Raw genomic sequence first — 22,740 nt, 5'->3', positions numbered from 1 at the left:
GTGCGACGGAGCTACCGCGGCTCGCTCGGCGTCGGGTGCCAGGCCAGTCCGGTCCAGTCGCGGGTGTCGAGGTCCGGGACGATCCGCCGTGCGCTCGAGCCGTCCCGGTTCATGGTGACGAGGCTGTGGACGCCCGGCGTGGCGTGGTCGATGGCGGCGATGCGTTCGCCGTCGGGGGACCACGCGGCCGCGATGAAGTGGCCGGAGGCGATGGGCTCGGGGTCCGGCGCAGGCCCGACCTGGCCGGGTTCGGTGTCGACGAGGTAGAGGCCCATCTCCAACGGACCGAGGTGCGGATTCACCATCGCTGCGCCCGTCACCTCGAACCACGGTCCGGCGACGACGAGGAGCTGACCGCCGCTCGGCGACCACGTCAGGTGCCGGATGAGGCCGAGTTCCGGGCCGAGCACTGCTCGGTTCACGCCCGTCACGAGATCGACGACGTGGACGGACGATGGCTGAGGTTCCGCGTCGACGTCGTCGGCCACGACGATCGCGATGCTGGACCCGTCGGGCGACCACGCGTGTGTCGGCGCTGACGGACCCTCCGCGGCCCCGAGCGCCGGATCGACGGCGATCACGTGCGGTTCCGTGAGACCGCCGACATCGCGGATCTGGAGGCGTCCCGGCGCGACGAACTCGAAGGCGGACCTGCCGTCCGGGGAGAGCCAGGCGGCGGAGACGAACCTGCAGCATCCCTGCGTCGATCCGGCTGCGGTCAGCGTGCCTCGGGCGTCGAGGACGTAGAGCTCCCCGGCGTTCTCGGAGGTGAGGGCGAGTCGGGTTCCGTCGGCCGACCAACCCGACACCATCGCCTTGGGGTCCACCTCGTCGGGGAGCGCCACCCGTTCGATGTCCGTCGGATCGGCGGGGTCGACGGCGCGCAGCTCATGGTCTGCAGCCCAGACGATGCGACCGCGCATCGGCTCGAAGATCCCGAGCGTCGTCTCGCTGAGGGGGCCGCCGAGTGCGGTGCTTCGATCGTCGGGCGTGCCGGCGCCGTCGAGCGCTGCGGTGAGGGCGATCGCCGCGGCGGAGACGGCCACGATCGCGACCGTGCCGATGACCTGCCGGCGGCGTCGTGCGCGATGCCTCGCCTCCTCGATCAGCACCTCGACCGCTGCGCGCGGCGCTGAAAGGTCGACCGTGGCGCCCGTAGCCGGTGCGCGCACTTCGGAATCATGCGGCTCGGACGAAGTCGACGGCGGTGAGGAGAGCGGGGTCGTGGTGGTCATCAGGACACCTGTGCTTTGGTGCTAATGTTACTAGCATCATTACTCCTGTCAAGCTCGATCGAGCCGCCGGGACCGATCTGTACGAGCAGGTCGCGGCGGAGATCCGGCGAGCGATCGCGGCGGGCGAGGCCGCACCCGGCGACCGGCTGCCTCCGGCACGTGACCTGGCGGCGGTGATCGGGGTGAACACGAACACGGTGCTCCGTGCCCTCCGACTGCTGCGCGACGAAGGCCTGCTCGAATTCCGCCGCGGACGGGGCATCTCGGTCGCCGCGGAGCCGGCTCGCGGCGTCGTGGTCGAGCAGGCGCGGGAACTGATCGAGTCCGCCCGGCGGCACGGGTACCGCGTCGACGAAGTGACCGAGCTCATCACCGAACTCTGGTGATCGTCCGCCAACCCGGGGGGCTCGAGGGCCGCCATCGCCGCGGCTATCGCGGCGTGCTCTGAATCGGATGCCACGCGAGCCCGGTCCAACGCCTCGTGCCCGTGGTCGGCACGATCAGATCCGCGCCGGACCCGTCCTGGTTCATGATGACGATGCCGTGCCCGCCCGGTCCGGCCGGTGCGCCGTAGTCGATGGCCGCGATCTGCTCGCCGTCGGGTGCCCAGGTCGCCGCGATGAAGTGGCTCGAGGCGATGGGCTCGGGCGACTGGGCCGGACCGGATGCGTCGACCTCGGTATCGATGACGTAGAGGCTCGTCTCCTGCGGGCCGACCGGGGGGGCGATCAGGTTCACCCCGTTCAGCTGGAGGTACGTGCCCGCGACGACGAGGAGTCGCGTCCCGTCCGGGGACCAGGTCATGTGCCTGATGAAGTCGATCTCGGGGATGCGCAGTTCTCGAGTGGTGCCCGTGACGAGGTCGACGACGAAGATCGACGGCCGGGTCCACGTCACTTCGTCCTCGTACACGCGCAGCGCGATCCGGGTTCCGTCGGGCGACCACGCCTCCGCGATGACGGGCGGGCCGTCCTCGCGTCCGAACGCCGGATCGACATCGACCTGACGCGGTTCCGTGAGACCGCCGACATCGCGGAGCTGGAGGCGACCCGGCGCGACGAACTCGGCGACGGTGGAGCCATCGGGCGCAAGCCAGGGATCGCTCACGAAGAGGCAGCATCCGGTCTCGCCGGCCAAGGCGACCGCGCCTCGGGTGTCGAGGACGTACAGTTTCCCGGCGTCCTCGGAGGTGAGGGCGAGTCGGGTTCCGTCGGCCGACCAACCCGACACCATCGCCAAGGAGTCCACCTCGTCGGGGAGCGCCACCCGTTCGATGTCCGTCGGATCGGCGGGGTCGACGGCGCGCAGCTCATGGTCTGCGGCCCAGACGATGCGACCGCGCATCGGCTCGAAGATCCCGAGCGTCGTCTCGCTGACTGGGCCGCCGAGTGCGGTGCTTCGATCGTCGGGCGTGCCGGCGCCGTCGAGCGCTGCGGTGAGGGCGATCGCCGCGGCGGCGACGGCCACGATCGCGACCGTGCCGATGACCTGCCGGCGGCGTCGTGCGCGATGCCTCGCCTCCTCGATCAGCACCTCGACCGGTGCGCGCGGCGCGGACTCGTCGACGGCGGCGCGAGCCGTCGGCGCGCGCACTTCGGAATCGTTCGGCTCGGACGAAGTCGATGGCGGTGACGGGAGCGGGGTCGTGGTGGTCATCAGGACACCTGTGCTTTGGTGCTAATGGTACTAGCATCATTACCCATGTCAAGCGCGATCGAGCCGCCGCGACCGGCTGCCTCCGGAAGCGGCACCTGCACGGCAACGGGCCGGGCCCGCCGATGCGGTCCCGGCCCGTTCGGTGGCGCTCCGAGGGTCAGTCGCCCGCGGTGTGGCGCGCGGCGTCGCGCCCCGCGATGGATCCTCCGGCGAGGCCGGCCAGGATTGAGCCCACGTCGAGGCCGGTGAGCGACTTGACGACCTCGGTGCCCTCGCCGAGCACCTGGCCGACGGTCTTCGTCATGGCGCTCGCGCCGTCCGTCGAGACCACGGTGAGCGTGTCGATGCTGGCGATCGGCTCGGCGGCCGCACGCACGATCTCGGGGAGGCGCGAGATGATCTCCTGGGCGAGCGCCGCCTCGCCGTACTTCTTCAGCGCCTCGGCCTTGGCATCGGTGGCGGCCGCCTCGGCGATGCCCTCGGCCTGGATGGCGGCGGCGCGCGCCTCACCCTCGGCGCGGATGCCCTCGGCCTGCGCCACCTGGCGGTCGCGATCGGCCTCACCCGCGAATCGGACCGCCGTCGCGGCCGCCTCGGCGTCCTGGACGGCGGCGACCTTGTTCGCCTCGGCGATCTTCGTGCGCTTGTACGCTTCGGCCTCGGTGCTGGCGTTGGCGGCGTCGCGCTTCGCGGTGGCCCGCTGCACCTCGGCGTAGGCCTCGGCCTCGGCCGGCTTGCGGATCTCGATGTCGAGTCGCTCCTGCGTGACGAGGGCCTGCTCGGAGAGTGCGTCGCGCTCCTCGACGGCGACCAGCTTGTCCTGCTCGGCCTTCGCGAGCTGACCGGCCGCCTCCGCCTCGGCGTTGGCGCGATCGGTCTCGGCCTTGATCGTGGCCTGCTTGAGGCTGAGCGCCTTCTGGCGCTCGGCGATCTGCTCGGCGGCCTCGATGCGGGCGAACTCGCTCGCCCGCGCGGCTTCGGCCTCGCTCACCTCGGCGACCTGTCGGGCGCGAGCCGCTTCGGCACGGCCGAGGTTCGCGAGGTAGTCGCTGCCCGGCGTGGAGATGTCGCTGATGTTCAGCAGGTCGACCTGGAGGCCCTGCTCGGCGAGGTCGGTCTTCGTCTCTGCGACGACCCGGTCGGAGAGCGACTTGCGGTCGGAGATGATCTGCTCGATGGTCATGTCGCCGACGATCGACCGGAGCGAGCCCTCGAGCGACTCGGAGATGATCTCGGTCAACAGGTCCTGCTGCGAGAGGAACCGCTGCGCGGCGCGGCGCACGCCCTCCTCCGTGCCGCTGACCTTGAAGTTGATCGACGCCTTGATCGCGATCTTGATGCGGTTTCGGTCGACGCCCTCGACGGTGATGCCGATCTGGCGCTGCTCGAGCGAGATCGGGAAGCCCTGCTGGAGGATCGGCCAGACGAAGGTGCGCCCGCCGATGACGACGCGCTGGCCGGCCGATTCCGCGGCGCTGCGTCCGCCGGCCCGGCCGACGATGACGAGCGCCTCGTTCGGCGGGACGCGACGGATGCGGCCGGCGATGAAGCCGAGCAGGCCGAGGAACGCGACGACGATCGCGAGGATCGCGCCGACCTGGATGATCTCAGGGGTCATGGGTGCTTCCGGTTCGGGTCGGTGGTGCGGGGGTGACGGATGTCGCGGCGCGACGCCCGAGGGTCAGGACTGGTCGGCGACGACCTTGACGCGGCTGCCCGCGTGGGCGATGACGCGGACTCGGACGCCCTCGTCGATGGAGCTGTCGGCGAAGGCGAGGCGCCGCTCGACCTCGCCGGGGCCGTCGAGGCTCACCTCGCCGCCGGCGGGCGAGATCGACGCCGTCGCCACGCCGGTGAGGCCCACCGCCGAGGCGGGGACGCCGTCGGAGGACCTCGCGAGCGAGCGCACCGTGAGCACGGCGACGACGTAGGCGACGATCGCGAGCGCTGCGGAGATGACGTACGCCCAGACGAGGTCGAGTCCGCTGCTCGCAGTGAGCGCGCCCGCGGCGCCGAACACGGTCATGCCGATGGCGAGCGCCGTGCCCGAGATCGCGCCGTCGCCGATCTCGAGGTGGTCGAGCACGTCGCCGATGACGAGCGAGACCAGGAGCAGGGCGAGGCCGAGGCCTCCGACGATGAGGAAGGGGAGCAGCACCATTGGCCTCTCTGCACGACGATGTCTCCGCCCGGGTCAAGCGGAGACGGTCCTCACCCTAGCGGCGGGGATCGCCGGCGCGCCAGCCTCACGAGGCGGCTGCGGGCCCGACGAGCAGGGCGTCGACCGCCTCGTCACCGCGGATCGCGCGCAGGAGCCGCACGACCTCGTCGGCGACCGCCCCGGTGATGCCACGGCAGGGGATGCTGTACGGCCCGAGCGGCGCCAGGCCGCCGCCGCGGATGCGGATGACCTCCCACCCGACCTCGCGAAGCGCCTCGTCCTTCTCGACGTCGGAGCCCTCCTTCAGCCCCCGGTGCGCGCGCCCCGAGCGCCCCGGATCGTCGTACTCGATCGCGACGCGCAGCTCGGCCACGAGGATGTCGGGCCAGACCTCCTGGCGGCCGTGGAACATCCGCGCGGTCCGCACCGCGTTGGCGCGATGGTGGAGCCGGATCCGCTCGCCGAGCAGCACCCTGAGCCGCTGCTCCGTCATCGACGTGCCGACCCGGAGGCCGTGCTTCATGAACGGCATGCCCGCCTCACGAGCCGCACCGGGCGCGGCGGCGTTCGCACGGCACTTCGCGCAGCCGGTGCCGGTCAGCACCTCCATCACGCTCGCACGGTAGCGGTCGTGCCCGCGGGCGCAGTTCCAGTCGTACTCGGCGCCGATCCGCGTCTCGGCGGCGAGGCGACGTCGCTGTGCGGGAGCCACCCGGCCGAGGAGCTCGCCGCGGCTGCGCTGCGTCTCGTGCACGAGCATGCAGACCGGGCAGGCGCGCCGCAGCGCGACCGCGGCCGCATCGTCGGCATCGGCGCCGTGCCCGCACCCGAACCTCACCGCGACCATGTCGCCCGCCGTCCGCCCATGCCCACATGCTCGCGGATGCCACCGACACGACCCGCGCGGGCCGTGGCCGGCGGCGGTCCACCGACCGCCCCGCGCGCGGGCGTCGGCAGGCCGGTGTCGGCGGTGCGGAGCAGAATCGACGTGTGCGGATCGCAATCGCGAGGACGAGCGCGGGGCGCGTGGAGTTCCTCGACCCCGACGGCGGCCTGCACCTCGAGCGCGATGCGGCCGATGTGCCGCGAGAAGTCGCGCGGCTCGAGGCGGAGGCCGCGCCGCGGTGGGTCTGGCGCGACACGCGCGAGTGGGCGCCCGCGCTCCTCGACGCAGGCGTGCGCGTGGGCCGGTGCCACGACCTGCGCCTGTGCGGGGCGATCCTGGCGTCGTCGACCGCGACTGCCGGGGCCGGGTCGGTCGTCCGCGACCGTCCCCGCTGGTTGCCGGTCGGACCCGCCGAGGCGGCCCTCGGCGCCGCGGCGCCGGTGGTGTCCGTCGATCGCGGCCCGGCGCTGTTCGAGGTCGAACCCGAATCCGGGCCGGAGCAGGCGGCGTCGCCGTCCGCCGCCGACCTCGTCGTCGAACACGATCGCCAGGCGGCCCTCGCTGCGGCATCCGACCGGCCCTCGGCGATGCGGCTGCTGCTCGCCGCCGAGTCCGCGGGCGCCCTCATCGCCGCCGAGCTCCGCCGCGCCGGCCTTCCGTGGCGACGCTCTGTGCACGAGCGCGTGCTCGAGGAGGCGCTCGGCCCACGTCCACCGCTGGGGCGCAAGCCCGCTCGGATGGACGAGCTCGCCGCGCGCGTGCGTCGCGAACTCGAGGCTCCATCGCTCCGCCTCGACTCCCAGGTCGACCTCCTGCGCGCCCTGCGCGCGGCGGGCATCGGCGTCGACTCGACCGCGAAGTGGGAGCTGCGCGAGCACGACCATCCCGCCGTCGCCCCGCTCCTGGCGTACAAGCGGCTCGCGCGACTGCTCTCGGCCAACGGCTGGGCGTGGCTCGACGAGTGGGTGGTCGACGAGCGGTTCCGCGCGGACTACGTCGCGGGCGGCACCGCGACGGGTCGGTGGGCGACCTCAGGCGGGGGAGCCCTGCAGCTGCCGAAGGCCGTGCGGGCGGCGGTGGTCGCCGACCCCGGGTGGAGCCTGGTCGTGGCGGATGCCGCCCAGCTCGAGCCCCGCGTCCTCGCCGCGCTCGCGCGCGACCCCGCGATGGCCGCGGCGGGCCGTGGCCGCGACATGTACCGCTCGATCGTCGACGCCGGGGTGGTCGCGACCCGTGACGAGGCCAAGGTCGCGCTGCTCGGTGCGATGTACGGGGCGACGACCGGCGACAGCGGCCGGCTCGTGCCGCAGCTCGCGCGCGCCTACCCGCGCGCGATGGCGCTGGTGGACCGCGCTGCGCGCGACGGCGAGGCCGGCAGGCAGGTGACCACGCTCCTCGGCAGGTCCTCGCCGGTGCCGCCCCCGTCGTGGCACGAGGCGCAGGCGGCCGCATCGCAGCCCGATGCGACGGCGGCCGACGAGCGCCGCGCCCGGTCGGCGGCTCGCGACTGGGGTCGGTTCACCCGCAACTTCGTGGTGCAGGGCACCGCCGCGGAGTGGGCGCTCTGCTGGCTCGCCGGCGTGCGCACGCGGCTCGTCGAGCTCGGCACGGGCCGCTCGCGCGCCGCGGCATCCGGCGCGGTGTTCGAACGCGCGCCCCACCTCGTCTACTTCCTGCACGACGAGCTCATCGTGCACGCGCCGTCCGAGACGGCCGACGCCGTGGCCGATGCGGTGCGCGAATCCGCGGCCGAGGCGGGGCGCCTGCTGTTCGGAGCGGCCCCCGTGGAGTTCCCACTCGACCTCGCCGTGACCGAGAGCTACGCGTCGGCCGACGCCTGATCGACGGCGCTGAGGGCTGGTCGCGCGGGCCGGCGGCCGCGCCTCGGGCGCTCGGCGCTCGGCGCGAACGCCGCCGCGTCGAGGTCGGATGCCGCGATCACGCCGAGCCACGCCAGCATCGCGTCCGAGCGAGCGACGTCCGCGCTCGTGGCGGCGGCTGCGAGTCGTGCGCGCGGGTCGGCGTCGCGTGGGTCCCCGCCCGTCGTCGGCGACGCCTCCGCGCCATCGCGTCGGCGCCGCCAGCGTTCCCGCTCCGCCTCGATCACCGGCGCGGCATCGACGGACGGCATCGATACGGCGATGAGCACGCGGTCGACGCTCTCGTGCCAGGGATCGGCGCCTGCGCCGTCCGCGCCGCCCAGCCACGCATCGGCCGCGAGCCGCCCGGCGGGCGTGAGCCGGTGCAGGGGGAGTCCGTCGTCGGTCGAGCCGGCCGGTTCGACCAGGCCCTGCGTCGTCAGCCGGTCGAGCGTCGCGTAGGTCTGCCCCACGTTCACGACGCGGCGCCCGCCGGTGCGTGCGGCGAGGTCCCCGTGCAGCTGGAACCCGTACGCGGGACCGTTCACGAGCAGCACGAGCAGCGCATCGCGGACGGCCACGTCGCCTCCTCAGGTCCGGGTGGAATCACTCACCGAGTAGGGAGTTTAGCGCCTCAGGTGCGGATCGCCGCGGAATTCCCTTGTCAGTCCCGGCCGAGCGGGGCATACTCGACCTGACGACTCGCTCGTCACAACCGAACACGCCACCGCCGCCAGGCACCGTTCCAGAGGTCGTAGGGGAAGACGCACCTCACGAGGAACGGAGCAGGAGATGGCGGAACAGGTCACGCGGGCTCAGCGCGCCGCGCGAGGCATGCTGTTCGTGCACTCGTCCCCGCGGGCGGTCGGCCCGCACGTCGAGTGGGCGGTCGGTCGCGCACTCGGCACCCCCGTGAACTTCGAGTGGACCGAGCAGCCGGTGCTGCCGGGCACGCTCCGGACCGAGTTCTCCTGGACCGGGGAGCCCGGATCCGGCGCCCGGATCGCCTCCGCCCTGCGCGGTTGGGAGCAGCTCCGCTTCGAGGTGAGTGAGGACCCGGGCGCGGACTCCGACGGCGCCCGGTGGATGCACACGCCCGAGCTCGGCGTGTACTACGCGCAGACCGACACGGCGGGCAACGTCGTGATCCCCGAGGACCGCATCCGCTACGCGATGGAGGTCGCCGCGTTCGACGCGGGCGAGCTGCACCGCGAGCTGAGGCTCGCGCTCGGCCAGGCGTGGGACGACGAGCTCGAGCCGTTCCGGCACGCGAGCGACTTCGCCCCTGTGATCTGGCTGCATCGCGTGGGCTGACGCGCACCGCGCGGTGGCGTGACGCGTCGTCCGGTCGACCGAGGTCCTGGAGGCGTACGAGCGAAACCGCAGGCGGTGGACTGCATCGGGCCCCGACGCCGTGAGGCGATCGGGGCCCGATGCATGCGACGGATGCCGCGGCATCCGTCGTCGGTCAGACGGCGCGGAACGCGGCGACCGCGTTGTGCCCGCCGAAGCCGAACGAGTTGCTGATCGCGATGAGGTCGCCTTCGCCGAGCGGACGCGGCGTGGTCACCACGTCGAGCGGGATCTCCGGGTCCTGGTCGTCGAGGTTGATCGTCGGGGGAGCGGTGCGCTCGTGGAGCGCCAGCACCGTGAAGATCGACTCGATGGCGCCGGCACCGCCGAGCAGGTGTCCGGTCGAGGCCTTCGTCGCGGTCACGGCGATGTCGTCGAGTCCGTCGCCGAACACGCGGCGCAGCGCGTTGTACTCGGCGATGTCGCCGACGGGCGTGCTCGTCGCGTGCGCGTTGACGTGGCGCACGTCGGAGAGGCTCGCGCCCGCGCCCGCGATCGCGGCCTTCATCGCACGCGCGGCCGCCGAACCCTCGGGGTCGGGCGCCGTGATGTGGTACGCGTCGCTCGTGATCGCACCGCCGAGCAGCTCCGCGTAGATGCGCGCACCGCGCGCCTTCGCGTGCTCCTCGGTCTCGAGCACGAGTGCGGCGGCGCCCTCGCCCATCACGAAGCCGTCGCGACCCAGGTCGTACGGCCGCGACGCGATCGCCGGGTCGTCGTTCCGGCGCGACAGCGCCTGCATCGACGAGAAGGACGCGATGGTGACGGGGTGGATCGCCGCCTCGGAGCCGCCCGCGATGACGACGTCGGCGACGCCGTCCTGGAGGTGCTCCCACGCGTTCACGAGCGATTCGGTGCTCGAGGCGCAGGCCGACACGACGGTGCGGATGCCCGCCCGTGCGTGCAGGTCCATGCCGACCGCCGCGCCCGGGCCGTTCGGCATGAGCATGGGCACGGTCATGGGCAGCACGCGACGCGGGCCGCGGTCGCGCAGGGTGTCCCATGCGTCGAGCAGCGTCCACACGCCTCCGATCCCGGTCGCCCAGTCGATGGCGAGCCGCTCCGGGGCGACCTCGGGCGCACCGGCATCCGCCCACGCCTCGCGCCCGGCGATGAGGGCGAACTGGCTGGACGGGTCGAGGCGCTTGAGCTCGTGGCGCTCGAGCACGTCGGCCGGTTGCACCTTCGCCGACGCGGCGAACGTCACGGGCAGGTCGTACTTCTCGACCCACTCCTGCTCGAGGGTGCGCGCGCCGGACTCGCCGGCGAGCAGGGCGTTCCAACTGTCACGGGCGGTGCCGCCGATCGGCGTGGTCGCGCCGATGCCCGTGATCACGATCTTCTTGGTCATACGAGGTCACTCCGATAGGGCGAGGGGAACGGAACGGCGTGGAACGGAACGGACGGGCCGGCGTCGCACGCCGACCCGTCCGAACGTCACTAGGCCTGCGCGTTGACGATGAAGTCGACGGCGTCACCGACGGTCTTGAGGTTCTTGACCTCTTCGTCGGGGATCTTGACGTCGAACTTCTCCTCGGCGTTGACGACGATCGTCATCATCGAGATGGAGTCGATGTCGAGGTCGTCGGTGAACGACTTGTCCGCCTCGACCGTGTCGGTCGCGATGCCGGTCTCGTCGTTGATGAGCTCCGCCAGGCCGGCAAGCACTTCTTCGCGGGTCGATGCCATGGTTCTTCTCCTTGCAGGGGTATGTCTCGTATGACCGAGACACAGTCTAGATGGACGGGGAACGGCGGCTCAGGGCAGAACCACCACTTGGGCGCCGAAGACGAGTCCGGCGCCGAAGCCGATCTGGAGGGCGAGGCCCCCTGAGAGCCCGGGGTTCTCCTCGAGCAGTCGGTGCATCGCGAGCGGGATCGACGCGGCCGACGTGTTGCCGGTCGTCGCGATGTCGCGGCCGATCACGACCGAGTCGGGCAGCTTCAGCTGCTTGGCGAACTCGTCGATGATGCGCATGTTCGCCTGATGGGGGATGAACGCGGCGAGGTCGTCGGCGGTGACGCCGGCGGCGTCCAGCGCCTGCTTGGCGACCTTCGCCATGTCCCACACGGCCCAGCGGAAGACCGTCTGGCCCTCCTGACGGAGCGTCGGCCACTCCGCCGCGCCGTCGCGGTACTCCACGAGCGTGTGGTTCATGCCCACGGCGTCCGCCTTGGATCCGTCGGAGCCCCACACCGTGGGCGCGATGGCCGGCTCGTCGCTCGGACCGACGACCACGGCGCCTGCGCCGTCGCCGAGCAGGAACGAGATCGTGCGGTCGGTCGGGTCGACGACGTCGGAGAGCTTCTCGGCGCCGATGACGAGCGCGTAGTGCGCGGCGCCGGCGCGGATCAGCGCGTCGGCCTGCGCCACGGCGTAGGCGTAGCCCGCGCAGGCCGCGTTCATGTCGTACGCGGCGGCCGGGTTCGCGCCGACGCGGTCGGCGACGACCGCCGCGATCGACGGCGTCTGCTGCACGTTCGAGATGGTCGCGACGATCACCAGGTCGATCCGGTCGGCGGGCACGCCCGAGCGCTCGATGGCCTCGCGCGCGGCATCCGTCGCCAGGTCGACCGCGAGCACGTCGGCCCCGGCGCGCACGCGGGTGATGATGCCCGTGCGCTGTCGGATCCACTCGTCCGACGAGTCGATCGGGCCGACGAGGTCGTCGTTCGGCACCGCGTTCTCGCCGCGTGCGGCGCCCACCGAGTACAGGCGGGTGTAAGCGGGACCGGTCGACTGGCTGAGCGTGGGGTGCGTCATGCGTTCTCTCGTGTCGTGGGGTGGGGGTTCAGGCGGCCTGCTGATCGAGGAGCTCGATCGCGGCGGGCAGGTCGTCGGGGGTCTTGACGGCGACCGTCGGCACGCCCTTCAGCGCGCGCTTGGCGAGGCCGACGAGCGCGCCGGCCGGTGCGAGCTCGATGATGCCCGTCACGCCCGCGTCGGCGAACGACGACATGCAACGGTCCCAGCGCACCGGCGAGGCGACCTGGCCGACCAGCAGGTCGACGAAGGCGGTTCCGGATGCCACGGTCGAGCCGTCGCGGTTCGTCCAGAGCGTGAGCGCGGGGTCGGCCGGGGAGAACGCGGAGGCCACCGCCGCGAGGCGTTCGCGGGCGGGCTGCATGTAGCGCGTGTGGAATGCGCCGGCGACCTGCAGGGGGATGACCCGGGCGCCCGCCGGCGGCTCCGCCTTCAGCTGCTCGAGCGCGTCGAGGGCGCCGGCGACGACGATCTGGCCGCCGCCGTTGAAGTTCGCGGGCTCGAGCCCGAGCGCCTCGAGCCGGGGGAGCAGTTCGGCCTCGTCGGCGCCGATGACCGCGCTCATGCCGGTCGCGACGATGGCAGCGGCGTCGGCCATCGCACGACCGCGCTCGGCGACGAACCGCATCGCATCGGTCTCGTCGAGGACGCCGGTCGCGGCGGCCGCGGTGATCTCGCCCACCGAGTGGCCGGCGACCCCGCCGATGCGGGCGGCGCGGCCGTCGGCCGCGAGCGCGTCGAACGCCAGGATGCCCGCCGCGACGATGAGCGGCTGGGCGATCGCGGTGTCGCGGATCGTGTCGGCGTCGCTCTCGGTCCCGTGCAGCGCGAGGTCGACGCCGGCGGCCTCGGACAGCGCGGCGAGGCGCTCGGCGAATGCCGGCTCGGCGAGCCAGGGGGCGAGGAAACCGGGGGTCTGGGAGCCCTGACCAGGGCAGACGACGACGATCACCGTCTCAGTCTGCCAATCCAGCGCGGGGCATGTGTGTGCACTCGATACAAGGTATTCGCCGCACCCTTGTCCTGCACCCACATACCGCCCGTCAGCTCGACGGACGGCGGCGCGGCGTCGACTCGTGATCGCTCATCGACCCGATGATCAGCGCCGACTGCAGGATCAGCGCCTCACGCGCGCCCGTGGCGTCCCACCCGATGACGTCGGAGACGCGCTTCAGGCGGTAGCGGACCGTGTTCGGGTGCACGAAGAGCTCGCGAGCGGTGGCTTCCAGGGATCGGCCGTTGTCGAGGTAGCTCCAGAGCGTCGTGAGCAGCTCGGTCGAGTGCGCCTGCAACGGGCGGTAGATGCGATGCACGAGCGTCGCACGTGCCAGCGGATCGCCCGCGAGCGCGCGCTCCGGGAGCAGGTCGTCGGCGTGCACCGGCCGCGGCGCGTGCCGCCACGACCGCGCGACCGCGAACCCAGCGAGCGCCGCCTTCGCGCTCTTCGACGCATCGACGAGGTTCGGCACCTCGTGCCCGAGCACCAGGTGACCGGGGCCGAAGTTGGACTCCAGTTGGGTGGCGATCTCGATGAACGAGAGTGCGGGCGCGGTCCCGACGGCCTCCTCGGACTCGACTCCGCGCGGCTCGGCCCGGCCGATCACGACGACCAGGCGATTGCCCTGCACGCCGATGAGGACGTCGGCGTGCATGTGCCGTGCGGCCCGGCGCACCTGGTCCACGTCGAACAGCTTCGGCGCCGTGCCGACCAGCACCGCGACCTCGCCGTGGCCGTGCCAGCCGAGCGCCGCGATGCGGCTCGGCAGCTCGTCGTCGTACTCGCCCGAGAGGATCGAGTCGACGACGAGCGCCTCGAGGCGCGCGTCCCAGAGGCCGCGCGCCTCGGCGGCACGTGCGTAGACGTCGGCGGCGGCGAACGCGATCTCGCGCGAGTAGAGCAGGATCGCCTCGCGGAGCGGCTCGCCGCCGTCCTTCACGCGCTCCTCGACGACCTCGACCGTGACCCGGATGAGCTGCAGCGTCTGCTGCAGGCTCACCGAGCGCAGCAGCTCGCGCGGTGCCGCGCCGAACACGTCGGCCGCGATCCACGGCGTCGACCGCGGATCGTCGAACCAGGCGATGAACGACGAGATGCCCGCCTGGGCGACGAGGCCCACCGCCGAGCGACGGCTCGGCGGCATCTCCCCGTACCAGGGCAGCGTGTCCTCCAGGCGCTTCAACGTCTGGGTCGAGAGCTCACCCGAGATGGTTCGCAACCACGCGAGGGTCTCCGCCTTGGTCCTGGGCTTCGTCGCCACCGTCGGGACGCCTGCTAGCTCTCGCCGCCGGCGTTGCCGGTCGTGCCCGCGTTCACGTCGTGGAGGCGGTACCGCTCGATGGCCTGCGCAGGCAGCGACCGGTCGACCTCGCCGCGCTCGGCGAGCATCTCCAGGGTCCGCACCACGACCGAGGGGCCGTCGATCTTGAAGAAGCGACGCGCCGCCGGGCGGGTGTCCGAGAAGCCGAAGCCGTCGGCGCCGAGCGTCGCGTACTGTCCCGGCACGTAGGGCCGGATCTGCTCCTGCACGGCGTGCATGAAGTCGGACACGGCGACGAACGGGCCGCGGGCGCCGGCGAGCTTCTGCGTGAGGTACGGCACGTGGCGCTCGGCGTCCGGGTGGAGGAAGTTGTGCTCGTCGGCGGCGAGTCCGTCGCGCGCGAGCTCCGTCCAGCTGGTCACCGACCACACGTCGGCCGAGATGCCCCAGTCCTGCGCGAGCAGGTTCTGCGCCTCGATGATCCACGGCACCGCCACGCCCGACGCGAGCAGCTGCGCCTTCGGGCCGTCGCCCGCACCCTCCGAGATGCGGTGGATGCCGCGGACGATGCCGTCCACGTCGACCGACTCGGGCTCGGCGGGCTGCACGAGCGGCTCGTTGTAGACCGTCAGGTAGTACATGACGTTCGGGTCGGCGTGGGTGCCGCCGTACATGCGATCCAGGCCCGAGCGCATGATGTGCCCGATCTCGTAGCCGTAGGCCGGGTCGTAGGAGACGACCGCCGGGTTGGTCGCCGCGAGGAGCGGCGAGTGCCCGTCGGCGTGCTGCAGGCCCTCGCCCGTGAGCGTCGTGCGGCCCGCGGTCGCGCCGATGATGAAGCCGCGCGCCATCTGGTCGCCCGCCGCCCACATGGCGTCGCCCGTGCGCTGGAATCCGAACATCGAGTAGAACACGTAGATCGGGATCAGCGGCTCGCCCTGCGTCGAGTACGACGTGCCGACGGCGGTGAACGCGGCGAGCGCGCCCGCCTCGTTGATGCCGACGTGCACGATCTGCCCCTGCGGGCTCTCCTTGTAGGCCAGGAGCAGCTCGCGGTCGACCGACGTGTAGTGCTGGCCCATCGGGTTGTAGATCTTCGCGTTCGGGAAGAACGCGTCCATGCCGAAGGTGCGGGCCTCGTCGGGGATGATCGGGACGATGCGGTTCCCGAAGTCCTTGGACCGCATCAGGTCCTTCAGGAGCCGGACGAACGCCATGGTCGTCGCGACCTCCTGCGTGCCCGAGCCCTTCTTGGCGATCGCGTACGCCGAGTCGTCGGGCAGCGAGATCGCGGTGTGGTTCGATCGGCGCTCGGGGAGGTAGCCGCCGAGTTCGCGGCGACGCTCGTGCAGGTACTGGATGGCCTCGTCGTCGTTGCCGGGGTGGTAGTACGGCGGCAGGTACGGGTTCTCCTCGAGCTGCGCGTCGGAGATGGGGATGCGCATGGTGTCGCGGAACGTCTTCAGGTTGTCCAGCGTCATCTTCTTCATCTGGTGCGTCGCGTTGCGCCCCTCGAAGGCCGGACCGAGGCCGTAGCCCTTGATGGTCTTGGCGAGGATGACCGTGGGCTGGCCCTTGTGCTCGGTCGCCGCCTTGAACGCCGCGTAGACCTTGCGGTAGTCGTGGCCGCCGCGCTTGAGGTTCCAGATCTGCTCGTCGGAGAGGTCCTTGACGAGCTCGAGGGCACGCGGGTCGCGGCCGAAGAAGTTCTCGCGCACGTAGGCGCCCGACTCGGCCTTGTAGGTCTGGTAGTCGCCGTCGGGCGTGACGTTCATGAGGTTGCGAAGCGCGCCGTCCTGGTCGCGGGCGAGCAGGTCGTCCCACTCGCGGCCCCAGACGACCTTGATCACGTTCCAGCCGGCGCCGCGGAAGAAGCTCTCGAGCTCCTGGATGATCTTGCCGTTGCCGCGGACGGGGCCGTCGAGGCGCTGCAGGTTGCAGTTGATGACGAAGGTCAGGTTGTCCAGGCCCTCGTTCGCGGCGACCTGGAGCTGGCCGCGGCTCTCGACCTCGTCCATCTCGCCGTCGCCGAGGAACGCCCAGACCTGCTGGTCGGACGCGTCCTTGATGCCGCGGTTGGTGAGGTACTTGTTCGCCTGGGCCTGGTAGATCGCGTTGATCGGCCCGAGGCCCATCGACACGGTCGGGAACTGCCAGAACTCCGGCATCAGGCGCGGGTGCGGGTAGGACGAGAGGCCGGCGGGGGCGTGCGACTTCTCCTGGCGGAAGCCGTCGAGCTGGTCGGTGGAGAGCCGGCCCTCGAGGTACGCCCGGGCGTACGTGCCGGGCGATGCGTGGCCCTGGACGAAGATCTGGTCGCCGCCGCCGGGGTGGTCCTGGCCGCGGAAGAAGTGGTTGAAGCCGACCTCGTACAGCGCCGCGGACGAGGCGTAGGTGGAGATGTGGCCGCCGACGCCGATGCCGGGGCGCTGCGCGCGGTGCACGAGCATCGCGGCGTTCCATCGGATCCAGGCGCGGTAGCGGCGCTCGAGGTCCTCGTCGCCGGGGAACGCGGGCTCGTTCTCGGGGGCGATGGTGTTCAGGTAGTCCGTGGTCGGCACCATGGGGACGCCGAGGTGGAGCTCCTTGGAGCGCTTGAGCAGGCTGAGCATGATCTCACGCCCGCGCTGGTGGCCCTTCTCGGCGACGAGGGCGTCGAGGGACTCGGCCCACTCGTTGGTCTCCTCCGGATCGGAGTCCATCGCCTCGACCGAGTACGGGTCCTGGTCGTTGACAGTCACACTCGACCTCTCTCTTCAGCAGATCGTGCCTCTGATCCGTGCGTTGCGCACGACGAAGACCGGGTCACGGTCGGGGGGCACCACGCCATCCTAGTGATTCTACGGCGGCCCATGACGGTCTAGGCTGGCGCGCGTCCACTCAGAAGCCGAGGGAGGGTCCGTGATCCTCGGTCCCGGGGCGCCCGCGCCCGAGTTCGCACTGCCCGACCAGCACGGCGCGCCGCACCGGCTCGCGGCGCTGAGCGGCAGCCGGGCGGTCGTGCTGGCGTTCGTGCCGTTCGCGTTCTCGCGCATCTGCACGCTCGAGCTGGCCGAGCTGGATGGCGCGGCCCCGATGTTCGACGCGGCGGGCGCCGAGCTCTTCGTGGCCTCCGTCGACTCCAAGCACGCGTTGCGGGCCTGGGCCGAGGAACAGGGCGTGCGGCTGACCCTCCTGTCCGACTTCTGGCCGCACGGCGCGGTCGCGCGCGCGTACGGGGCGTTCGACGAGGGGGCCGGGTTCGCACGGCGCGCCGCCTTCGTGATCGGCGCCGACGGCGTCATCCGCTCGTCGTTCGAGGCGGCGCCGGGCGAGGCGCGCCCGCTCGCCGCGTACCGGGAGGCGCTCACGGCGCTCGGGTGAACCGGTGCGGGCGGATGCCGCGGCCGCGCTTCGCTACGATCGAAGTGCCGCGCACGCGGTGGGGGCCTTTAGCTCAGTTGGTAGAGCGCCACGTTTACACCGTGGATGTCGTCGGTTCGAGCCCGGCAGGGCCCACCCACCCGTCCCGGCCGTCCGCACGTCAGACCGCACCCACTCGGCGTCGGTGATGATGCGGACGGGGCCGCTGCTGGCGGCAACCGCGGGCCCGGCCCGCCGCGCGGTTCGGCGTAGGCTGGGCGGGTGCCAGTCCGCCTCGCCGACGTCCTCTCGACCGTGGAGCGCCTGTGGCCCGTCTCCGGCGCCGAACCGTGGGACGCGCCGGGGCTCGTGACCGGAGACCCGGCGCGTGAGGTCTCGCGCGTGCTCCTCGCGGTCGACGCCGTCTCGGCCACCGTCGACGAAGCCGTCGCCGAGGGCGCCGACCTGATCGTGGCGCACCATCCCCTCCTGCTTCGCGGCGTCACCTCGATCGCCGAGGACCGCTACAAGGGCGCGCTGCTCGCGAAGCTCATCCGCGCCGACTGCGCGCTCGTCGGCGCGCACACGAACGCCGACATCGTCGAGACCGGCACGTCCGCGGTCCTCGCCGACCGGCTCGGCCTCGTCGAGGTCGCTCCGATCGTGCCGAACGCGACGGATGCCACGCGAGGCCTCGGCCGCGTGGGGCGCCTCGCCGAGCCGACGACGCTCGGCCGGCTCGCACGTCGCCTGGCCGAGGTCCTGCCGCCGACGGCGACCGGCGTCCGCGTCGCCGGCGGGTTCGACGACCCCGTCGCGACCGTCGCGGTCTGCGGCGGGGCCGGCGACTCGCTCCTCGGGCACCCGGCCGTCCGCGCGGCCGACGCGTACGTCACGGCCGACCTGCGACACCATCCCGCGTCCGAGGCCCGCGAGCAGGCGATGCTCGGCGGCGGCCCGGCGCTCATCGACGTCTCGCACTGGGCGAGCGAGTGGCTCTGGCTCGACGCGGCCGCCCGCGAACTCCGCGATGCCCACCCCGAACTCGAGGTCGTGGTGAGCGACCTCCGCACCGACCCGTGGGACTTCCAGGTCGTCCAGTGACCCGACCCGCGCCGAGCACCCCGACCTCGATCCGTCCCGTCCCGAACCCCACGAGGAGCACCACGTGAAGGCCAGCCCCGCCGACCAGGAGCAGTTGCTCCGCCTCCAGGCCATCGACACCCGACTGCAGCAGCTCGCGCATCGCCTGCGCTCGCTCCCGCAGACCGCCGAGCTCGCGTCCCTGGCGGAGCGCGACACGGCGGTCCGCGGCCGGCGCGCCGAGGCGATCGGCACCCTCGAGGACGCCCGCACCGAGCTCGGACGCATCGAGTCCGACGTCGAGGTGGTCGAGAAGCGCATCGCCCGCGACGGCGACCGGTTGACGCACACGTCGTCGATGAAGGATGTCCAGGCGCTCGAGGCCGAGCTCGCCTCGCTCCGCAAGCGCCTCAGCGACCTCGAGGACGCCGAGCTCGTCGTGATGGAGAAGGTCGAAGCGGCCGAGGCGCACGTCGCCGGGATCGACCGCGAGCGGGCCGAGCTCGCCGAGGCGACCGCGACGCTCGAGGCCGCCCGTGACGAGGCCGCCGGAGGGCTCGGCACCGAGCGGGAGCAGGCGGAACGCGACCGGGGGACCCTCGCCGGGACGATCCCCGACGACCTGCTCCGCTTCTACGAGGACCGCCGGGTCCGAGGCGGCGGCATCGGCGCCGCCCTCCTCCGCCAGCGCACGTGCGGCGGCTGCACGATCACGCTCACCGGGTCCGACCTCGAGGCGGTCCGCCGCACCGCCGACGACGAGGTCGTGCAGTGCCCGGAGTGCGACCGGATCCTCGTGCGCACGGCCGAGTCCGGGCTCTGACCGGCGCACCCGGTTCGGAGCGGTAGCCTTGGAGGGCGAGCGGGTCGGCAAGACGGCCGCGTCGCCCGAGCGATCGGGTGCCGAGGAACGTCCGGGCTCCGCAGGGCAGGACGGTGGGTAACGCCCACCCGGGGCAACCCGCGAGACAGTGCCACAGAAAGCAGACCGCCACGGGCCTCGGCCCGCGGTAAGGGTGAAACGGTGGGGTAAGAGCCCACCAGCGGCCGCGGTGACGCGGTCGGCTCGGTAAACCTCGTCCGGAGCAAGGTCAGACAGGGGACCATGGGGCTGCCCGTCCCGTCCCCGGGTAGGCCGCTGGAGGGCTGCGGTGACGCAGCTCCGAGAGAGATGGCCGTCCAGCCGGTGTCGCGCAAGCGCCCGGTGAACAGAACCCGGCGTATCAGCCGGCCCGCTCGCCTCAGCCCGCCCCGGCCCGCGCGCGCCTCAGAACCTCGCCGCGAGCGCGGCGGCGCCGAGGATGCCGGCGTTGTTGCGGTGCACGGCCGGCACGATGGGCGTCTTCAGGTCGAGCAGCGGCAGGAACTCCTCATGGTGCTTGGACACCCCTCCGCCGACGACGAACAGGTCGGGGGAGAACAGGAACTCCACGTGCGAGTAGTACCGCTGGAGGCGCTCGGCCCACTGCTGCCAGGAGAGCTGGTCGCGCTCCATGGCGGAGTACGCCGCACGCGACTCGGCGTCGTGGCCGTCGACCTCGAGGTGACCGAGTTCGGAGTTCGGCACCACCACGCCGTCGAAGATGAGCGCCGAGCCGATCCCGGTGCCCAGCGTGGTCAGGATGACGAGGCCGTCCTCGTCCTTCGCGGCGCCGAACCGCGCCTCGGCGTAGCCGGCGGCATCCGCATCGTTGATGAAGTGGATCTCGCTGCGCAGTTCCTGCTCGAACATCCGTTCCGCCTCGAGGCCGATCCACTCGTCGGAGACGTTCGCCGCCGACAGCGTGCGGCCGTGCTTGACGATGGCCGGGAAGCACACGCCGAGGGGGAGGGCCGTGTGCCCGAGGTCGGCGACCTGGGAGAGGAGCTCGCCCGTCGCCTGCAGGATGTCGGCCGGACGACCGCCGGCCGGGGTCTTGACCTTGATGCGCTCGGTCACGAGCTCGCCGGTGCCGAGATCGACCACCGCGCCCTTGATGCCGGTGCCTCCGATGTCGATGCCGATCGCCCGCTCAGTCGCCATGGCGACACGATACCGCGCGGCCGGCGCGAGCCCGTGACGACGCGATCGCCCGGCGCCGGGTCAGGGGAGCGTCAGGATCTCCGCCCCGCGCTCGGTGACGACGAGCGTGTGCTCGAACTGCGCGGTCAGCGACCGGTCGCGCGTGACCACGGTCCAGTCGTCCGCCCACACGTCCCACTCGGTCGTCCCGAGCGTCAGCATCGGCTCGATCGTGAACACCATTCCGGCCTCCAGCACGGCGGTCGCGGCCGGGTCGTCGAAGTGCGGGATCACGAGCCCCGTGTGGAACGCCCGCCCGACGCCGTGCCCCGTGTAGTCGCGCACCACGCCGTAGCCGAACCGCTTCGCGTACGACTCGATCGCCCGGCCGATGACGTTCACCTGCCGGCCTGGGGCGACGGCGCGGATGCCGCGGGCCAGCGCCTCGCGCGTGCGGTCGACGAGCAGTCGCACCTCCTCGTCGGCCTCGCCGACCACGAAGGTGGCGTTCGTGTCGCCGTGCATGCCGTCGAGGTAGGCCGTCACGTCGATGTTGACGAGGTCGCCGTCGTCGAGCACGGTGTCGTCGGGGATGCCGTGGCAGATCACCTCGTTCACCGACGTGCACGAGGACTTCGGGTACCCGCGGTAGCCGAGCGTCGACGGGTAGGCGCCGCGGGAGACGACGTACTCGTGCGCGATCCGGTCGAGCTCGTCGGTCGTCACCCCGGGACGGATGGCCGCGGCGGCGGCCTCGATCGCGCCGGCCGCGAGCCGCCCTGCTGCGCGGATCCGCTCGACCTCGTCGGGGGAGTACCGGTCGCCGCCCGTGTTCGGCGAGGGCGCCGTGCGGCCCACGTACTCGGGCCGGGCGATCGCCGCCGGCACGGGGCGCGTCGGTGAGAGTCGGCCGGGGATCAGGTGGCCGGCTTGGTCCTTGGGCATAGGATCAGCCTATGTCGAGGGACGTCGAGCATCAGTTCTGGTACAACCTCAACACGGGTGAGGTCGAGGAGGGGTTGGTCTCGCCGGCCGTCGAGCGCGTCGGCCCGTTCGAGACGCGCGCCGAGGCCGAGCAGGCCCTCGAGATCCTCCGCGCCAACAGCGCGAAGTGGGCCGAGGAGGAGGCCGCCGAGGAGTGAGCGGCCCGCACGGCCGGTCGGGCCGTCAGTACGAGTGCTCCTCCGTCGGGTAGGCGCCTGAGGCGACATCCGCGCGCCATTCCCGGGCGGCATCGCCGAGCACGCCCGCGAGGTTCGCGTACTGCTTGACGAACCGGGGGATCCGGCCCGTGGTCAGCCCGGCCCAGTCGGTCCACACGAGCAGCTGCCCGTCGCAGTGCGGGCCGCCGCCGACCGAGATCGTCGGGATGTGGAGCAGTTCGGTGACCTGCCGCGCCGCGTCCGCCGGCACCATCTCGAGGACGACGGCGAACGCCCCGGCGTCCTGGATGGCCCGGGCGTCGGCGAGCAGCTGCTTCACGCCCTCGCCGCGACCCTGGATGATGTGGCCGCCCAGGCCGTGCTCGCTCTGCGGCGTGTACCCGATGTGCGCCATCACGGGGATGCCCGCACCGACGATGCGGCGGATCTGCTTCTGGCTGCGTTCGCCGCCCTCGAGCTTGACCGCGTGCGCGCCCGCCTCCTTCATGAAGCGGATGGCGGTGTGCAGCGCCTCGTCGGGCCCGTTCTCGTACGAGCCGAAGGGCATGTCGGCGATGACGAACGAGCGCTCGACCGCGCCGGCGACGGCGCGCGTGAGCGGGATGAGCTCGTCGACGGTGACGGGAAGGGTCGTCTCGTAGCCGAGCACGTTGTTCCCGGCCGAGTCGCCGACCAGCAGGAAGTCGATGCCGGCCTCGTCGAAGATGCGTGCGGTGAGCTGGTCGTAGCTGGTGAGGCCGGTGATCTTGATGCCGTCGCGCTTGGCGTTCTGGAAGTGCCGCGTGCGGACTCGCTTCGGGCCGCCCGTGGCGCTCGAGGCGCCGCCGTAGGGGTTCTCGGCCACGGGGGCCTCGGAGGGGTTCGCTGCGCCGTCGGATGCGTGGTCGGACATGGCGCCAGTCTCGCACAGCACCGCCGTCATCCGGGCGGGAGGCCAGGGCCCGACCGACTACGCTGAGAGCATCGAGGAAGGGTGTGC

General features: G+C 72.3%; 22 protein-coding genes, 1 tRNA gene and 1 other RNA gene. 9 read left to right on the top strand and 15 right to left on the bottom strand.

The features are described 5' to 3' along the window. Positions 1-11 precede the first annotated feature (11 nt). The gene (locus tag ACFVHK_RS10210) at positions 12-1,172 is read right to left on the bottom strand and encodes a TolB family protein (protein WP_376928715.1); all 1,161 of its coding nucleotides are present in this window, start codon (positions 1,170-1,172) and stop codon (positions 12-14) included. Here ACFVHK_RS10210 and ACFVHK_RS10205 point away from each other — a divergent pair. After that, the gene (locus ACFVHK_RS10205; RefSeq protein WP_376928714.1) at positions 1,163-1,621 is read left to right on the top strand and encodes a GntR family transcriptional regulator; all 459 of its coding nucleotides are present in this window, start codon (positions 1,163-1,165) and stop codon (positions 1,619-1,621) included. The genes ACFVHK_RS10210 and ACFVHK_RS10205 overlap by 10 nt on opposite strands. Before the next feature lie 43 nt (positions 1,622-1,664). Here ACFVHK_RS10205 and ACFVHK_RS10200 read toward each other — a convergent pair whose 3' ends face one another. The 4 genes from ACFVHK_RS10200 to ACFVHK_RS10185 all read right to left on the bottom strand — a co-directional run bounded on the left by ACFVHK_RS10200 (position 1,665) and on the right by ACFVHK_RS10185 (position 5,899). Beyond that, complete coding sequence (locus tag ACFVHK_RS10200; protein ID WP_376928713.1) at positions 1,665-2,828, bottom strand: hypothetical protein; 1,164 nt, start codon at positions 2,826-2,828, stop codon at positions 1,665-1,667. 220 nt (positions 2,829-3,048) lie between these two features. Continuing rightward, positions 3,049-4,509: a flotillin family protein gene (locus tag ACFVHK_RS10195; RefSeq protein WP_376928712.1), complete on the bottom strand. Its 1,461-nt coding sequence runs from the start codon at positions 4,507-4,509 to the stop codon at positions 3,049-3,051. A 63-nt stretch (positions 4,510-4,572) separates the two neighbouring features. Next, positions 4,573-5,052: an NfeD family protein gene (locus tag ACFVHK_RS10190; protein WP_376928711.1), complete on the bottom strand. Its 480-nt coding sequence runs from the start codon at positions 5,050-5,052 to the stop codon at positions 4,573-4,575. Between the two features lie 85 nt (positions 5,053-5,137). Then, positions 5,138-5,899 carry a hypothetical protein gene (locus tag ACFVHK_RS10185; protein WP_376928710.1) on the bottom strand — a complete coding sequence of 254 codons (762 nt, stop codon included), beginning with the start codon at positions 5,897-5,899 and terminating at the stop codon, positions 5,138-5,140. A gap of 143 nt (positions 5,900-6,042) precedes the next feature. On the opposite strand from ACFVHK_RS10185, the gene ACFVHK_RS10180 reads away from it, so the two are divergent. Continuing rightward, entirely contained in the window at positions 6,043-7,779 is a 1,737-nt protein-coding gene (locus tag ACFVHK_RS10180; RefSeq protein WP_376928709.1) for a bifunctional 3'-5' exonuclease/DNA polymerase, read from the top strand. Here ACFVHK_RS10180 and ACFVHK_RS10175 read toward each other — a convergent pair. Further along, a complete protein-coding gene (locus ACFVHK_RS10175; protein ID WP_376928708.1) occupies positions 7,758-8,378 on the bottom strand; it encodes a PadR family transcriptional regulator in 621 nt (206 codons plus the stop codon). The two genes, ACFVHK_RS10180 and ACFVHK_RS10175, sit on opposite strands and share 22 nt — an antisense overlap. Positions 8,379-8,589: 211 nt before the next feature. Between ACFVHK_RS10175 and ACFVHK_RS10170 the strand changes: the two genes are divergently transcribed. Next, the gene (locus ACFVHK_RS10170; RefSeq protein WP_229275908.1) at positions 8,590-9,111 is read left to right on the top strand and encodes a DUF3145 domain-containing protein; all 522 of its coding nucleotides are present in this window, start codon (positions 8,590-8,592) and stop codon (positions 9,109-9,111) included. A 154-nt stretch (positions 9,112-9,265) separates the two neighbouring features. On the opposite strand, the gene ACFVHK_RS10165 is transcribed toward ACFVHK_RS10170, so the two are convergent. The 6 genes from ACFVHK_RS10165 to aceE form a co-directional block, all read right to left on the bottom strand. Further along, the gene (locus ACFVHK_RS10165) at positions 9,266-10,501 is read right to left on the bottom strand and encodes a beta-ketoacyl-[acyl-carrier-protein] synthase family protein (protein ID WP_376928707.1); all 1,236 of its coding nucleotides are present in this window, start codon (positions 10,499-10,501) and stop codon (positions 9,266-9,268) included. An 89-nt stretch (positions 10,502-10,590) separates the two neighbouring features. Further along, entirely contained in the window at positions 10,591-10,839 is a 249-nt protein-coding gene (locus tag ACFVHK_RS10160; protein ID WP_129234072.1) for an acyl carrier protein, read from the bottom strand. 69 nt (positions 10,840-10,908) lie between these two features. Further along, the gene (locus ACFVHK_RS10155) at positions 10,909-11,913 is read right to left on the bottom strand and encodes a beta-ketoacyl-ACP synthase III (RefSeq protein WP_376928706.1); all 1,005 of its coding nucleotides are present in this window, start codon (positions 11,911-11,913) and stop codon (positions 10,909-10,911) included. Positions 11,914-11,941: 28 nt separating this feature from the next. Continuing rightward, a complete protein-coding gene (locus tag ACFVHK_RS10150) occupies positions 11,942-12,865 on the bottom strand; it encodes an ACP S-malonyltransferase (RefSeq protein ID WP_376928705.1) in 924 nt (307 codons plus the stop codon). A gap of 91 nt (positions 12,866-12,956) precedes the next feature. Further along, positions 12,957-14,171 (bottom strand): PucR family transcriptional regulator, encoded by a 1,215-nt coding sequence (locus ACFVHK_RS10145; protein WP_376928704.1) that lies wholly within the window; start codon positions 14,169-14,171, stop codon positions 12,957-12,959. Between the two features lie 14 nt (positions 14,172-14,185). Continuing rightward, complete coding sequence (aceE, locus tag ACFVHK_RS10140; RefSeq protein WP_129234076.1) at positions 14,186-16,912, bottom strand: pyruvate dehydrogenase (acetyl-transferring), homodimeric type; 2,727 nt, start codon at positions 16,910-16,912, stop codon at positions 14,186-14,188. 160 nt (positions 16,913-17,072) lie between these two features. On the opposite strand from aceE, the gene ACFVHK_RS10135 reads away from it, so the two are divergent. From ACFVHK_RS10135 to rnpB, 5 genes are all read left to right on the top strand, one after another. Next, complete coding sequence (locus ACFVHK_RS10135) at positions 17,073-17,534, top strand: peroxiredoxin (RefSeq protein WP_376928703.1); 462 nt, start codon at positions 17,073-17,075, stop codon at positions 17,532-17,534. Between the two features lie 62 nt (positions 17,535-17,596). Further along, positions 17,597-17,669 (top strand) — tRNA-Val (locus ACFVHK_RS10130). Positions 17,670-17,795: 126 nt separating this feature from the next. Beyond that, positions 17,796-18,617: a Nif3-like dinuclear metal center hexameric protein gene (locus ACFVHK_RS10125; RefSeq protein WP_376928702.1), complete on the top strand. Its 822-nt coding sequence runs from the start codon at positions 17,796-17,798 to the stop codon at positions 18,615-18,617. A 64-nt stretch (positions 18,618-18,681) separates the two neighbouring features. Next, complete coding sequence (locus tag ACFVHK_RS10120; RefSeq protein ID WP_376928701.1) at positions 18,682-19,419, top strand: zinc ribbon domain-containing protein; 738 nt, start codon at positions 18,682-18,684, stop codon at positions 19,417-19,419. Positions 19,420-19,459: 40 nt separating this feature from the next. Next, an RNA gene (gene rnpB, locus ACFVHK_RS10115) (RNase P RNA component class A) lies at positions 19,460-19,835 on the top strand. 28 nt (positions 19,836-19,863) lie between these two features. Here the strand turns inward: rnpB and ppgK are convergent. Both ppgK and map read right to left on the bottom strand, forming a co-directional pair. Next, complete coding sequence (gene ppgK, locus ACFVHK_RS10110) at positions 19,864-20,619, bottom strand: polyphosphate--glucose phosphotransferase (protein WP_129233529.1); 756 nt, start codon at positions 20,617-20,619, stop codon at positions 19,864-19,866. Between the two features lie 60 nt (positions 20,620-20,679). Further along, positions 20,680-21,543, bottom strand: a complete 864-nt coding sequence (map, locus tag ACFVHK_RS10105; protein ID WP_376928700.1) for a type I methionyl aminopeptidase — start codon at positions 21,541-21,543, stop codon at positions 20,680-20,682. A gap of 11 nt (positions 21,544-21,554) precedes the next feature. Here map and ACFVHK_RS10100 point away from each other — a divergent pair, with 11 nt between their 5' ends. Then, positions 21,555-21,740: an SPOR domain-containing protein gene (locus tag ACFVHK_RS10100; RefSeq protein ID WP_129233531.1), complete on the top strand. Its 186-nt coding sequence runs from the start codon at positions 21,555-21,557 to the stop codon at positions 21,738-21,740. A 25-nt stretch (positions 21,741-21,765) separates the two neighbouring features. Here the strand turns inward: ACFVHK_RS10100 and panB are convergent, their stop codons facing one another. Then, positions 21,766-22,653, bottom strand: a complete 888-nt coding sequence (panB, locus tag ACFVHK_RS10095; RefSeq protein WP_376928699.1) for a 3-methyl-2-oxobutanoate hydroxymethyltransferase — start codon at positions 22,651-22,653, stop codon at positions 21,766-21,768. Positions 22,654-22,740: the final 87 nt, after the last annotated feature.

The sequence above is a fragment of the Agromyces binzhouensis genome (genome assembly GCF_042672355.1).
GTDB classification, from domain to species: Bacteria; Actinomycetota; Actinomycetes; order Actinomycetales; family Microbacteriaceae; genus Agromyces; species Agromyces binzhouensis.
The sequence above is the reverse complement of the archived record's forward strand: the minus strand, read 5'-3'. Positions and strand labels throughout refer to the sequence as shown.